Genomic DNA, 14472 nt, shown 5'->3' on the forward strand with positions numbered 1-14472 from the left:
TTTTTTTACACAAAAGGCCTCAACATTTTGCAGTTGAAGCCTGTATTTTTGATATTAATCTGATTTTATTCTACGACTACCTTCTTAGCTTTCGGCTTTTGAGCAGGCTGTTGTGTCGTTGTTGAAGCAGCCGGTTTAGCTGTATGTCCTGTAGCAGGAGCAGCAGTAGAAATTTTAGGCTTCTCAGTTGCTGAAGTGGCAGGTTTAGAAGTCGTTGTCTGTGTCTTAGGGGTCTCATTTTTTGGCACTTCAGGCTTTGGAGTTTCTCTTCTAGGTACCGGAGCAGGCACTACAGGAGCATCATAACTTGGTTCATTATGTACTTCTTCATATCGTACCGGAGGAAGTGAAGTATCTACCTTCATACGGTAAATAGAATTCAGCTGCTCTATTTTCGCTCTTAGCTCTGCCGGAGTTTTCTTACTGGCCCAAAGGTCAATCTGCATTCCCTGATCACGAACATCTCCTGAAGCAGGATCCTGATAATAAATAATATCCGATTCGTCTTTGCTTCCATCTTCATGCTCTACCAGTCCAACTTCAAACATACTTTTGGTAATGACAGCTCTCGCTTCTTTTACCGTAAGTCCTACTACATTTGGAATGGAAATATTTCTCATAGGTCCTGAACCTACTACTACATCAATAATGGAGAATCTAGGTAAACGAGCACCCGGATTTACCGCATTTCCTTTATATAAAATTCTTAAAAGGGCATCCTTCTGAATACTCGGTTCATAAATGGTATCTCCAATCTTAAGACCCACCTGATCCAGTCTCTGGAATGCAAGCCCTGAATATTTATTGATAACATCCGGAACGGCAATCGGAGCCCATGTTCTCGGGTTTACTGTAAGGTGTACTGTTCTTCCGTCCTTTACACGGGAACCCGGTGCAGGATAAACCTGAAGAACCTGGAATGGTCTGAATTTAGGATTATAGTTGGCACTGTCTACTTCATATTCCAATCCTGTATCATCTAAAATTTTAACAGCGTCATGTATAGATTTATTTACAATATTAGGAACAGGTATTTCCTGACCATGATTTGTATGGTGTTCCAACCAGCGAAATGTGAGCCATACCAACCCTGCAAAAACACCGATGGCTATTACTAAATTCAGTAAAACTTTCCAATTGAAAAGTGATTTAAGCATACTTAAAAATACTTTAATTATAACCGCAAATATAGCTAATAATTTTAGAATGGACTTTTTATTTAACACAATTCATTTTTGATCTTAAAATTTGCGGATTTCCCATATTGCATTGCATAAAATGTTTAAATTTGCCTTAATTGATACTATATGATTATGAACAAAAAAAGTGTTGCCGTAGTAATGGGAGGCTATTCTGATGAATATGTCGTTTCTTTAAAAAGCGGACAATTGATTTATGATTCTTTAGACAGAAATCTCTATGATGTATATAAGGTAGTAGTCCTTAAAGATGAATGGTATTTTTTAGGAGAAAATGATAAAAAATACGAGATCAACAGAGGTGATTTTTCTGTAACTTTAGATAATGGGGAAACCTTAAAATTTGATGCCTGCTTCAATATCATCCACGGGACTCCGGGAGAAAACGGAATTCTTCAGGCATACTGGGATGCAATAGATCAAAAATATACCGGATGTGATTTTTACCAGAGTGCTCTTACATTCAATAAGAAAGATACTCTTGCCGTATTATCAAAGTATGGAGTTTCTTCCGCGAAAAGCATCTATTTAAGAAAAGGTGAAGAAATCAATGTAGATAAGATTGTATCAGAATTGAATCTACCGCTATTTGTAAAACCTAACCAGTCCGGATCTTCTCTGGGAATCACTAAAGTAAAAGAAAAATCTGAACTGATTGCCGCTACTGAAATCGCATTCAAAGAAGATAATGAAATCCTGATTGAAAGTTTCCTGGATGGAATGGAAGTTTCTGTAGGAGTTATTGATTTTAAAGGAGAAACCATTGTTCTGGGAATTACAGAAATTGTTCCTACCAACGAGTTTTTCGATTATGAAGCAAAATATGAAGGTGCTTCTGAAGAAATTACACCAGCAAGAATTGATGATGAAACCACAAAAAGAGTGGAAGAAATCGCTAAAAGAGCATACAATTCATTAGGAATGAGTGGTTTCTCAAGAAGCGAATATATTTTAATGAATGGAATTCCTTATATGCTTGAAATGAATACCAATCCGGGATTCTCTCCTGCAAGTATTCTCCCACAACAGGCAAGACACTATGGAATTTCCATTATGGATCTTTGCGGAAATGAAGTTGAAAAAGCTTTAAATAAATAAAAAAGTTAGAAATTAAATGCTAGAAGCTAATTTAAAGTCTATAGCAGATAATTCACTAATCAAAATCATAACTCGTACAACATGAAAATTGCTGTTTTCCCAGGGTCATTTGACCCGATTACACTAGGACATTACGATATTATAGAAAGAGCGGCCCCATTATTTGATAAATTAATCATTGCCATAGGGCAGAATTCTCAGAAGAAATACATGTTCCCTCTTGAAAAAAGAATGGAATTTATCCAGAACTCCGTAGCAGAATTTCCCAATGTGGAAGTAGATTCGTTTGAAGGGTTAACGGTAGACTACTGTTTTGAAAAAAATGCTCAATACATTATAAGAGGGTTAAGAAATCCTGCCGATTTTGAGTTTGAAAAAGCAATTGCTCATACCAACAGAACATTAGCCCACAAAAAACTGGAAACTGTATTCTTACTGACCTCCTCAGGAAAATCTTTCATCAGCAGCAGCATCGTAAGGGAAATTATCACCCACGGCGGCGAATATGAGCTGATGGTTCCGGATTCGGTAAGAGTGGAGAAATAAACACAACAATATTTGATAAGCGATAAATGATAATTGATACAATGGCCAAGAATTTGCTTAAGCAAAAAATCATTCATCAATTATCATTTACCATTTATAATAGATATGCACGAACAGTTCAATTTTGCTATAGAAGTCCTGGGGACCATTGCTTTTTCCATGTCTGGAAGTTTTGCAGCCATGCAGAAACGGCTTGATCCGTTCGGAGTGCTTATTATTGCATTTGTAACTTCTGTGGGAGGCGGAACTGTAAGAGATCTTTTGCTTGATATTCCTGTATTCTGGATGCATGATATCCTGATGTGTACCCTTATCCTGGTGACCAGTATTTTCTCCATGATATTCAAATCTCTTGAGAAAAACTTTAAAGTAACTTTATTTATTTTCGACAGCTTTGGTCTTGGGTTATTTACCATTATCGGAGTTCAGAAAGGTTTAAATGCAGGTATACATCCTATGATCTGTATTGCATTAGGAACCATAACAGGTTGTTTCGGAGGGATTATCCGGGATATATTGCTCAACAGGATACCATTGATTTTCAGAAAGGAGATTTATGCTACCGCATGTATCGTGGGAGGAGCAGCATTTCTGCTGATGACCAAGTATACTCCACTCTCCTATACTTTTATACAGGTTTTCACCATTATCCTGATTGTTGTGATCCGAACTTTTGCTGTAAAATATCATTGGCAAATGCCTAAATTTTATGGTTATGATCAGAATTCGGAAATGTAAAACATATTTTTATCCATAAAAAAAGCACCTGAAACAGGTGCTTTTTATTTTTATATTTTCTAGCTAGAAGAATTTCCCTCTATTTCTCATATTAGGGTTGTGCATATGCTTCTGCATGGTTGGCATTTTCAGCTGATCTTTCATCATTTTGATCTGATCAGTCATCATTCCAGCACTATCTAATCTTTTAGCTTCTTCCAATAGCTTCTGCCCTTCCTGCTTTCTTCCTTTAGAAATAGCGGCTGCTGCAAGATTTAAAGTAGCCATTGCCCTGTCATGTTTCATATTCAAACCATATTCCAAAGCTTTCTTCATGAAAGGCTCTACTTTTGCAGGGTGATCCTGAGCTTGTGTTAATCCTAATAAATAGTGAAAATATCCATATTGAGTTTTATGAAGCTGTCCTTTATAATCAGTTATTTTTGACAGCCACTCGCCGGCTTTTTCCATATTCTGTTTTCTCAGTTGCCAGAATGCCAACAGGATATATTCATTTTTAAAGAATAATAAGATCGGGGATGCCGCTAAAAGAAAAACAACAATACCCCATCCAAGATTTCTTGTGAAAATCATCAGATAAAGTCCTGCCAGGATAAGAACTGCTGCTATTGCAATTTTTATGTATTTATTCATTATTAAATTTTAGAAGTGCAAAGATAATAAATTTAAGGCTTAAAGTTCAAAAAGTCAATTGTGAATGGTCAATTCGCTGCGCTTGTTAATTTTTGTAAATGTGAAAATTCACGATTCACTGTGCGAAGCAAAAATTCACGATTCATTTATGCTTCTTTTTTTATTTTTTCAAACGTCTGGAAACAGAAATCATAGCTATTCTTTTCATCTTTCTCATGACAGATTTCGTTTGTTTTTTTCCAAATCTTCGGATCTATCTTCGGAAAGAATGTATCAGCTTCAAGATCTGCCTTCACCAAAGTAACTTCAAGCCTGTCTACAACCTCCATAGTCTGTTCATAGATATTTCCACCACCAATAACGAAAACTTCTTCATCAATCTTTTTAGCAAACTTCAATGCTTCCTTTATACTTCCTACAATAAGGATTCCTTCCTCAAACCAGTCTTTCTTTCTTGACACAACAATATTGGTACGGTTCGGAAGAGGTTTCCCAATACTTTCATATGTTTTTCTTCCCATTATAATCGGATGCCCTGAAGTAATATCTTTAAAATGTTTTAAATCTTTAGGAAGATGCCAAAGCAACTGATTATCAAAACCAATTTCATTTTTCTCTCCCATTGCCACCACTATTGTTGTCATTCAAATATTTTTTTACAAAATTAGCACATAATTTGTATATTTGGTTAGCACAAAAAATTTAAAAAAATAAACTATGAAAAATAAAGGATGTCTGGGCGCTGGAACAATTGGTATCGCCCTCCTTATCATTGTTGCTGTTCTATTCTTTTGGGGAAAAAGCGGATATAATAATTTCGTAACCAAAGAACAGACGGTCAACACAAAATGGTCAAACGTAGAAACTGTGTATCAGAAAAGAGCGAACCTTATTCCTAACCTGGAAAGAACGGTAAAATCGTATTCAAAATTTGAACAGGAAACTTTAACGCAGGTTGTAGAAGCACGTTCTAAAGCTACTTCTATCAACATTGATCCTACAAACATGACTGAGGCTGATATTGCTAAATTTCAGGCAGCACAAGGTGAGCTATCCGGAGCATTGAGCCGATTGATGGCTGTAGTAGAGTCCTATCCTAACTTAAAAGCAGACCAGCAGTATATCAACTTCCAAAGAGAATATACCGCTATTGAAAACAGCATCAGAACAGAAACTGTTTATTACAATGAAGCTGCACAGGATTACAACACTTCTATCAAGACTTTCCCAAATAATATTTTGGCGAATTTCACCAACTTTAAAGAAAAACCTTATTTCAAAGCTGAAGCAGGAGCTCAGAAAGCCCCTGAAGTATTCAAATAAATAATGGGTAATTTCCTAACAAATCAACAGATCGCTTCCCTAGTGGAAGCGATTCAGTCTGCGGAAGATCATTCTACAGGAGAGATCAGGGTACATATTGATTCCAATACAGATAATCGGGATGCTAAAACAGCATTTGAGGTTTTCAAAAAACTCGATATGGACAAAACCGCTGAAAGGAATGCTGTTCTTTTCCATGTCAATTTCGAACAAAAATATCTGACCATCATTGGAGATATCGGAATCCATGAAAAGGTAAAACAGTCTTACTGGGACCATCTTCACGACTATATTACTGCTGAATTTGCCAAAGGACATTATTACCAGGCTCTGAAAAGTGCCATCTTGGAAACAGGACTTGAACTCAAAAAATATTTTCCTGTTGAAGGAGAAAATCCAAACCAACTCTCAAATGAAATTACGTTCTCTTAAAATAGTATTTTCATTTTTATTGCTTTGCTTTTACACTTTTGTATCAGCACAATACACTATTCCTGAAAAACCGGCCGTTCTTTATCCTGTTTTTGATGAAGCCAATCTGCTTTCTCAACAGGAAAAAGATGCCCTGAATAATAAGCTGATCAAGTTTGCAGATACTACCTCAACGGAAATTGAAGTAGTGATCATACGCTCTACCAAAGGAGAAGATGTCAACTTTCTGGCAACCATGTTTGGGCAGAAATGGAAAATCGGAAAAAAAGGAGTAGATAACGGCGTCGTTTTCCTTATTGCAACAGAAGACAGAACAATGTCTATCCAACAGGGACGTGCCGTAGAACAATACCTTACCGCATCAGTAGCAGGACAGATCTTAGATTATATTGTTACGCCCAACTTCAAAAAGGGCCTTTGGTATGAAGGGATCAATGGAGGAACCTCAGCCATTATGGAGGCTGTTCAGGGCAAATTCAAACCTGTAGCAACAACGGCTCCTTCCGGTAATGGAAGCGCTTTTAAAGTTCTTATTATCGCTTTTATTATTTTCATCATTATTGCTATACTTTTCGGTAACAGAGGAGGCGGACGTGGTGGAAATAATGACGATGACGATGATGTGATCATTACAAGAAAAGGACGCAGAAATTATCCAGGTGGTTTCTTCCCATTCCCTGGCAGTTTTGGAGGTGGCGGATTTGGTGGTGGAAGTTCCGGCGGCGGTGGCGGCGGATTTGGAGGCTTCGGCGGTGGCGGAAGTTTCGGAGGCGGTGGTGCATCCGGCGGATGGTAAATCAGTCAATCATTTTCAAAATATATAAACAGATCAGGTCATCACGACCTGATTTTTTATTTAAAAACCGAAAATATCATCAATTCTTTACCTTTTCTTAATGTTAAATTGTTTTTTTCATATTAAAAAATTAACAAAACCACATAAAAACTATCTTTTATTTAATATTTTTTCGCTATATTTACTGAAAACAGGATTATGAAGAAGACGCTGGTAGTATTTGCACACCCTTATCTGGAGCACTCCAATTCGAATGTAGAGCTCATCAATTTCTACGTTCGCCACCAGCATTATACCCTAAGAGATCTTTATGAAGAATATCCTGATTTTCATATTGCAGCCTTCAGAGAAAGAAAACGCCTTAAAAATTATGAACGCTTTGTCTTCCAGTTTCCTTTAATATGGTTTGGAATGCCTCCTCTTCTCAGATTATGGATTGATGAAGTTTTCGACAGAGACTGGCTTAAAGAAGGCGAACACAATCCTCTGGAAGGAAAAGAAGTCTATATTCTGATAACCACCGGGGGAAAAGAAAGATCTTTCAGCAAAACCGGCACTTATCAATATACAATCGATGAGTTGATCAGCGGACTCATTGTTTCCTTAAAAGTTTTCAAAGCAGATATCAAACATATCAAGATCGTATACGAAGCCAATAAGCTGTCTAAAAAAGAAATTATCCTGCATAAAAAAGAATTTACAGAACTCCTCAATCAATAATTTATGGAATCCAGCTTAGCGATGAACACATTAATTTTCCTGGGTGTAGCCATTATCATGGTTCCATTGGCCAGGAAATTAGGGTTGAGTTCTGTAATCGGTTATATTTTAGGAGGAATCATTATCGGTCCATATGTACTCAGGCTTACAGGAAAAAATGTGGATGACATCATGCATGCCAGCGAATTTGGAGTCATTATGCTTTTATTCCTGGTAGGTTTGGAACTTGAGCCCCGGAAATTCTGGGAGATGCGAAAGAAAATAATGGGACTGGGACTTTCTCAGATGGCACTTACTATTTTATTGCTTTTTTTAGTGTTCATCAGTGTAGGCTGGAGAGTAGATAAAGCAATTACCATTGCCATGTGTTTTGCATTATCTTCTACGGCAATTGTTCTGCAGACTTTACAGGAAAAAAACAATCTCAAGACCACAGCTGGAGAAGCCTCATTCTCTACCTTACTTTTTCAGGATATTTCTGTGATTCCTATTCTGGCAATACTCCCTCTTGTAGCTAATTATAAAGCCAAGCATCATGATAATGAAATTCAGATTCTGATCCAAAAGCTGCCGGAGTGGCTGCAGGCCAGTACTGTAATTTTTGGAGTAGCTCTGCTTATTTTATTGGGCAGATATGTCTTTGTTCCTTTTTTACGCTATGTTTCAAAATCGGGAATGACAGAACTGCTGACTGCCTCATCCCTGTTCCTGGTTATTGGTGTTTCCGAATTGATGGTTGTCATCGGACTTTCTCCCGCATTGGGTGCTTTCCTTGCCGGGGTAATGCTTGCCAACAGTGAGTTTCGTCATGAGCTGGAAGCGCAGATCAATCCTTTCAAAGGACTGCTGTTAGCCGTTTTCTTCGTTAGCGTTGGATCAACCATTAACTTTAATATTATCCAAAAAGACCCTTTATTTATCTTCAGTACTGTATTTACTGTGCTGGCTGTAAAATTTGTTGTTTTATACACTATCGGAAAGTTTTTCAGGATAGATACTCCTCAAAGTTTCTTTTATGCATTTGCACTATCCCAGGTGGGAGAATTTGCATTTGTACTCCTCAATTATGCCTCGGATCTTTATCTGTTAGGTCCTGAAATGAACGCTCAAATGATGGCTGTTACTGCAATTACCATGTGTATTACTCCCATTCTTTTGATCATTAATGACAAGTTTATTACTCCGAAATTCATTAAAGAAATTCCCGAAGAAGAAAATGATTACAACATTCTCGACAATGATATAATTCAAAAGAAAATTATCATTGTAGGTTTTGGACATTTCGGAAGTACTGTGGGACGTCTTTTAAAGGCTAATAAAATATCAGCTACTGTTTTGGACCGTGATTCTGATCGTGTAAAACTGCTCAGAAGTTATGGTTTTAAAGTATATTATGGTGACGCTACCAGAATACCCATTTTGCGGGCTGCCGGAATTGAAGATGCTGAAATTTTGGTTTTATGTCTGGATGATCCGGATGATAATAAATTCATTGCAGAACTTGTCCGTGAGCATTATCCTAGTGTTAAAATTTTTGTGCGGGCAAAAAACAGAATTGACGCCTATGAATATCTTAACAGTGGAGTCAATCATATTTACCGTGAAACATTAGGAACAGCCGTTGATATGGCCGTTGATGTACTTCATGAAACAGGAATGAGAAAATATGCAGCGAGACGTATGGGGCAAAGGTTTATGGCTATTGATAAGGCATCCATCAGAAAACTTGCCAAAATGAAGGAAAATGATGATGACATTACGCTGTTTACTACAAAAGAAATCCTCCAGCGAGAGGAGGAATTATTAGCTTACGACAATCTTAATTTTGATAATAAAAATTGGGAAGGATCCTCATCCACCGATGAAGAAGATGAGGATGAATCCCAGGATTAGTTTATTGGATGTTTACGCTGCCACCGCTGCTTTCATCTTTGATCACATTCTTAAGCTCGCCTTTTTTAGAAATATCCACACTTCCACCGGATGAAGCACCTGCTTTCACACTGGCGACAGCACTGATATGAACACTTGCCCCACTTGATGCATCTGCTTCTACATCATCAGCGATAACTCCTTTAGCCGAAACACTACTGCCTGAAGATGCACTGATATCTGCTTTTTTCGCTTTTCCGGAAATATCAAGCGTAGACCCTGATGAAGCTTCAATATCAAGGTTAACAGCCCATATTTTACCATCATAGCTGCTGCTGCTGCTTATGTTAATATCCATATCGTTAGCTTCCAGATCTCCGGAAATACTGCCTGCACTTGATGCTTCAACATCTGTTTTCTCCTGGGTAAATTTATCTTTTATGATAATTCTTGCAGCTGAATCAGCAAGAAGTTTATTAAAGTCTTTTGTATAAATTTTAGCAGTCACTTTGCTGATATTCATCACTCTGATACCAGGTTTATAATGAATGTGCAGCTTTCCGCCATCATTATCTACAAGAATTTCATTGATGATACTTTGAGGTGCTGAGATTTCTACTTTTTCTGTTTCAGATTTTATGATTTCAGCTTCTATAGCCTGGGAAACCTGAATTTCATCAAAATCTCCGTTAAATTCTTTATGCTGTATCGGACCGCTTTCTTTGTTCACGACTTTCTCTACCCAGTTACTTCTGTCACCATCTCTATCTCTGTTTCTGTTCTCATGTTTATCATTACATGAGGCTAATGAGGCTAATGCCGCTAAGGCTGAAAAAATAAATAAAGTCTTTGTTTTCATGCTTATTTCTTTTGTCGATTATTTTTGTTGATTTCTTTAATTAAATAACAACTAATTTATAAAAAATATTACATTACATTTAAAAATACTGCAATTACCTACAATCCAGATTTTTCAGAAAGAACTTGATGTGCCCTGCAATGCCTAACGTATTCATTTTAAAATCACTCACAAAACGGCTTCAGTAAATACCTCTGCCAAAATTGATCCTATGATACAAGTTTTTAATATCTTTATGCTTTAATAACAACTATATTTATGAAGAATATTTCATCGGTATTATTAATTTCTGCCTTGGCGTTCAATCAATCTTGTACTACAATGAAACAGACCGATATTCAACAGGAGCTACCCGCACCTGATCCCTCTTTATCTTCTAATCCTTTTATGAAGAAAAGCAAGCTTCAATACGAAGCTCCGGAGTTTGACAAAATCAAAAATGAGCACTTCAAACCTGCTTTTGAATATGGTTTGAAGCAGCATGAAGCTGAAATTGTAAAAATCGCCAACAATCCGGCTGCTCCTACTTTTGAAAATACAATCGTTGCATTGGAAAAAAGTGGTGAAGTATTGAGAAGAGCACAAATTGTATTCTCAAATCTTACAGGTGCAAATACAAACCCTACTTTGCAGGCTTTAGACGAAGAATATGCACCTATTTTTGCAGCCCATTCTGATAAACTGTACCTGAATGAAAATCTTTATAAAAGAATACAGTCCATCAAAGAAGACGGTCTAGATTCTGAAAGTAAAAGACTGGTACAGTATTATAAGCAGAATTTTGAAATTGCAGGAGCAAATCTTTCTGCGGCTGATAAAGAAAAGCTAAAACAGCTCAATCAGGAACTGGCTTCTCTTTCTACACAATATTCTAATAAATTATTGGAAGCAAGAAAGCAGGGAGGTGTATTTTTCTCTGATGCAAAAGAACTGGACGGACTTTCTGCTGATGAAATTGCAGCGGCAGCAGCTGATGCAAAAACGGCAGGACAGCCTGGAAAATATCTTCTGGCTTTACAAAATACAACACAGCAGCCCCTTTTACAAAATTTAAAAAACAGAACTACCAGAGAAAAGCTGTTCAAAGCTTCATGGACTAGAGCTGAAAAAGGAGATGCTAACGATACAAGATCAACAATTGAAAAACTTGCTAAACTGAGATTGAAAAAAGCTCAGATTTTAGGCAAGAAAAACTTTGCTGAATGGAAACTTCAGGACCAGATGGCAAAAACACCTGAAGCTGCTACTAATTTGATGAACCAGATTGCTACTCCCGCAGTGGAAACAGCAAGACGTGAAGCAAAAGATATCCAGGATCTTATTGATCAGCAAAAAGGAGGTTTCAAAGTAGAGCCTTGGGATTGGAATTTCTATGCTGAACAGGTAAGAAAAGCTAAGTTTGATCTTGATGAAAGTGAAATAAAACCTTACTTTGAAATCACAACGGTTCTTGAAAAAGGTGTTTTCTTCGCCGCTGAAAAATTCTACGGACTGACTTTCAAAAAGAGAACAGATCTTCCGGTTTATCACCCTGATGTAGTAACCTACGAAGTTTTTGATCATGATGGAAAATCTATCGCCATCTACTATCTGGATTTCTATACAAGAGATTCTAAAAACGGTGGTGCATGGATGAGTAACTTTGTTGAACAGTCTTATTTATTAGGAACAAAACCTGTAATCGTTAACTGTTATAACTATCAGAAACCGGCTCCGGGAAAACCTTCATTAATCAGTTATGATGATGTTTCAACGATCTTCCATGAATTTGGTCACTCTATTCACGGAATGTTTGCAAGCCAGAAATACCCTTCTCTTTCAGGAACAAATGTACCAAGAGACTTTGTAGAATTCCCTTCTCAGATCAATGAGCACTGGGCTTTAGATCCTGTGGTTCTGAAAAATTATGCTGTACATTATGAGACTAAGCAACCTATTCCACAGGCTTTGGTAGACAAAATCAAAAAGGCATCTACTTTTAATCAGGGATACATGACTACTGAATTGGTTTCTGCTGCTGAACTTGATATGGATTGGCATACAGTAAGCAACGACAGCCAGTTTATTCCTGTTTTAGATTTTGAAAAGCAGTCTTTAGCCAGCCATGGATTCAATTTGGCAACGGTTCCGCCAAGATACCACACTCCTTATTTTGCACACATCTGGGGAGGTGGATATTCTGCAGGATACTATGCTTATTTATGGTCTGAAACGTTGGATAATGATGCATGGGAATGGATCAGTAAAAACGGTGGGTTAACCAGAGAGAACGGTGACCGATTCAGAAAATATATTCTTTCCGTAGGAAATTCTGTGGATCTGAATCAGGCATTCAGAGACTTTACAGGACACGATCCGGATATCAAACCATTATTAAGAAACAGAGGATTTATAAAATAATCTATGATACTCAATACAGGTATAAAAGTATTGTCCTCATTAATCATTCTGACTTGCTTTTCATTAAAAAACAAAGGATTTGAAAGCAGGTCAGAATCTTTATTTCAAAAACAATCTGATACAACAATCTCTAAGGAATTAGAGGAATACATTAAAGAAGAGAGAAAGTATCTGGATTCACAATGTATTGCTGAAACCGCAAGAGCACATGCAGACATTAAAAAAGGCAAGCTTGTTTATTTTCATTACTTCGGAATGGTAGAAAGCTACAGAAGCAATGCTGAAATGGATGTTCTTTTGAAACAAAAGAATATCGATGTTGGAAGTGCCCTGTACTACTGCACGGTTCCTTTGGAGCTGCAAAATTGTTATGAAGATGTAATGTCAAAGGAAATTGACAGAAAGTTTGGCCCAAAGTTCATCGATTCTTTGAGACATATCGCAGACGTACAATATGTTAAAAAAAACATTGACAAAGTCTATGATTTTGAAGAATGTGATACCATTTCAAGGTATCCGGGCAGCAAATCTTACGGAGACTTTTTTAAAGATTATGAAAAAGACTTTTGGAAAAATGTGCACTATCCCGATGAATTTGAATACCGGCAAGACAAAGACTTTTATTCTTCTATTTCTGCGAAATTTACCCTACACAAAAACGGAACAGTCTCAGATATAGATATTGATCTTACCTTCCAAAATAAAAAAAATTATAAGTACTCATCCTACTTTATCAACGAAATAAAAAAATTTATAAAAAAAACAAAATGGGTTCCTGCCAAAACTATGGGAATAACAGTAAACAGCAGGGTTCCTCTCACATTATTTTTTAAATAACCATGAAAAAAATCATTACGGCAACATTATTAGTTGTCTTTGAGGCAATGTATGCTCAAAAAGGCCATGCAAAACCACAAGCCAATAAAATAGATCCCCAACTTGTGGGTCTGTGGAAAGGAAGCGAGAAAGACCAGCAGGTAGAAGGTATGGAAAAGCGCTGGGTAATGGAAAGAAAAGCAGACGGCACTTTTATGCTTATTTTCACCGCTATCCAGAATTGCGACGTCAGACAAGTTATCGAAAGAGGGCAATGGTGGATTGAAAAAGGAGAATTTCATGAACTTCATTTTAACTCAGGGAAAACGGATATTTACACATACAAGGTTTTAGATCCATCCCATGTAAAATTTAATTCAAAAGAGCAGGCTCTGGATATAGCCACTGAAAATTACAGCTTTGTAGATACTAAAATTGACGAAGACAATCAGTAAAAGATAACGGGAAGCATTCTTTAAGAGTGCTTCTTTTTATTTATAATTCATTTCTATTGATATTCATTATTTTTGCAGTTCAACATTTAAAATACACTATATGGACTGTCCCTGCTGTTCAGGAAAATCATACGAAGAATGCTGCAAGCCTTATCATACCGGAGAAAAACATGCTCCTACTGCCGAAGCTCTGATGCGTTCAAGGTTCTCTGCTTTTGCCATCCCGAATGGTGAATATCTGATGGAGACTACCCTTCCGGGAAAAAGAAAATACCACAATAAGAAAGATCTTCAGGAATGGGGAGAAATCAACCAATGGACAAAACTGGAAATTATCCGTACTCCCGCTTTAAACCAGGTAGAGTTTAAGGCTTATTATACAGACCAGAACGGACATCCACAGCTTCATCATGAGTTTTCGCTTTTTCAGAAAATGCACGAACGCTGGTATTATGTTTCAGGAGAATTTTTGGATGAGTGATAGAGCCTGATTTGTTGGTAACAATTTAATGTAGAATAATTCTTTGCGTATAGAATCCCCAATATTACGCACCAATAATAAAAATCCCCACAGATAGTTTTGTG

16 protein-coding genes are annotated in these 14472 nt (G+C 37.0%); 12 read left to right on the forward strand and 4 right to left on the reverse strand.

Features of this window, described 5'->3' with window-relative positions:
• Positions 1-65: 65 nt before the first annotated feature.
• Positions 66-1157, reverse strand: coding sequence for a PASTA domain-containing protein (locus ACPF63_RS17920; protein WP_426480813.1), 1092 nt, complete (start codon positions 1155-1157; stop codon positions 66-68).
• Positions 1158-1313: 156 nt separating this feature from the next.
• Here ACPF63_RS17920 and ACPF63_RS17925 point away from each other — a divergent pair, with 156 nt between their 5' ends.
• The 3 genes from ACPF63_RS17925 (at position 1314) to ACPF63_RS17935 (ending at position 3581) form a co-directional block, all read left to right on the forward strand.
• Complete coding sequence (locus ACPF63_RS17925; protein ID WP_426480814.1) at positions 1314-2297, forward strand: D-alanine--D-alanine ligase; 984 nt, start codon at positions 1314-1316, stop codon at positions 2295-2297.
• Between the two features lie 81 nt (positions 2298-2378).
• The gene (gene coaD / locus ACPF63_RS17930; protein ID WP_076356137.1) at positions 2379-2843 is read left to right on the forward strand and encodes a pantetheine-phosphate adenylyltransferase; all 465 of its coding nucleotides are present in this window, start codon (positions 2379-2381) and stop codon (positions 2841-2843) included.
• 105 nt (positions 2844-2948) lie between these two features.
• Positions 2949-3581 carry a trimeric intracellular cation channel family protein gene (locus ACPF63_RS17935; protein WP_426480815.1) on the forward strand — a complete coding sequence of 211 codons (633 nt, stop codon included), beginning with the start codon at positions 2949-2951 and terminating at the stop codon, positions 3579-3581.
• 63 nt (positions 3582-3644) lie between these two features.
• On the opposite strand, the gene ACPF63_RS17940 is transcribed toward ACPF63_RS17935, so the two are convergent.
• Both ACPF63_RS17940 and ACPF63_RS17945 read right to left on the reverse strand, forming a co-directional pair.
• Positions 3645-4214: a hypothetical protein gene (locus ACPF63_RS17940; protein ID WP_047382084.1), complete on the reverse strand. Its 570-nt coding sequence runs from the start codon at positions 4212-4214 to the stop codon at positions 3645-3647.
• Positions 4215-4360: 146 nt separating this feature from the next.
• Positions 4361-4858, reverse strand: a complete 498-nt coding sequence (locus ACPF63_RS17945) for a dihydrofolate reductase (RefSeq protein ID WP_180565135.1) — start codon at positions 4856-4858, stop codon at positions 4361-4363.
• Positions 4859-4931: 73 nt separating this feature from the next.
• Here ACPF63_RS17945 and ACPF63_RS17950 point away from each other — a divergent pair, with 73 nt between their 5' ends.
• The 5 genes from ACPF63_RS17950 to ACPF63_RS17970 all read left to right on the forward strand — a co-directional run bounded on the left by ACPF63_RS17950 (position 4932) and on the right by ACPF63_RS17970 (position 9378).
• Positions 4932-5537, forward strand: coding sequence for a LemA family protein (locus ACPF63_RS17950; protein WP_077413830.1), 606 nt, complete (start codon positions 4932-4934; stop codon positions 5535-5537).
• A gap of 3 nt (positions 5538-5540) precedes the next feature.
• On the forward strand, positions 5541-5969 hold the full coding sequence (locus ACPF63_RS17955) for a TPM domain-containing protein (protein WP_175627188.1): 429 nt from the start codon (positions 5541-5543) through the stop codon (positions 5967-5969).
• Positions 5950-6765, forward strand: a complete 816-nt coding sequence (locus ACPF63_RS17960) for a TPM domain-containing protein (RefSeq protein ID WP_426480816.1) — start codon at positions 5950-5952, stop codon at positions 6763-6765. The genes ACPF63_RS17955 and ACPF63_RS17960 overlap by 20 nt, the downstream gene beginning before the upstream one ends.
• Before the next feature lie 198 nt (positions 6766-6963).
• Positions 6964-7485 carry an NAD(P)H-dependent oxidoreductase gene (locus ACPF63_RS17965; protein WP_077413827.1) on the forward strand — a complete coding sequence of 174 codons (522 nt, stop codon included), beginning with the start codon at positions 6964-6966 and terminating at the stop codon, positions 7483-7485.
• A gap of 3 nt (positions 7486-7488) precedes the next feature.
• Positions 7489-9378 carry a monovalent cation:proton antiporter-2 (CPA2) family protein gene (locus ACPF63_RS17970; RefSeq protein ID WP_426480817.1) on the forward strand — a complete coding sequence of 630 codons (1890 nt, stop codon included), beginning with the start codon at positions 7489-7491 and terminating at the stop codon, positions 9376-9378.
• A gap of 1 nt (position 9379) precedes the next feature.
• Here the strand turns inward: ACPF63_RS17970 and ACPF63_RS17975 are convergent, their stop codons facing one another.
• Positions 9380-10216: a GIN domain-containing protein gene (locus ACPF63_RS17975; protein WP_426480818.1), complete on the reverse strand. Its 837-nt coding sequence runs from the start codon at positions 10214-10216 to the stop codon at positions 9380-9382.
• Between the two features lie 258 nt (positions 10217-10474).
• Here ACPF63_RS17975 and ACPF63_RS17980 point away from each other — a divergent pair, with 258 nt between their 5' ends.
• From ACPF63_RS17980 to ACPF63_RS17995, 4 genes are all read left to right on the forward strand, one after another.
• Positions 10475-12616: a M3 family metallopeptidase gene (locus ACPF63_RS17980; protein WP_077413824.1), complete on the forward strand. Its 2142-nt coding sequence runs from the start codon at positions 10475-10477 to the stop codon at positions 12614-12616.
• A 3-nt stretch (positions 12617-12619) separates the two neighbouring features.
• Complete coding sequence (locus ACPF63_RS17985) at positions 12620-13453, forward strand: hypothetical protein (RefSeq protein WP_426480819.1); 834 nt, start codon at positions 12620-12622, stop codon at positions 13451-13453.
• Positions 13454-13455: 2 nt separating this feature from the next.
• Entirely contained in the window at positions 13456-13887 is a 432-nt protein-coding gene (locus ACPF63_RS17990; protein ID WP_426480820.1) for a hypothetical protein, read from the forward strand.
• A gap of 100 nt (positions 13888-13987) precedes the next feature.
• Positions 13988-14368 (forward strand): YchJ family protein, encoded by a 381-nt coding sequence (locus ACPF63_RS17995; RefSeq protein WP_426480821.1) that lies wholly within the window; start codon positions 13988-13990, stop codon positions 14366-14368.
• The last annotated feature ends 104 nt before the right edge of the window (positions 14369-14472 follow it).

The sequence above is a fragment of the Chryseobacterium sp. R2ACT005 genome (genome assembly GCF_049949215.1).
In the GTDB taxonomy this organism is placed as follows: Bacteria; Bacteroidota; Bacteroidia; order Flavobacteriales; family Weeksellaceae; genus Chryseobacterium.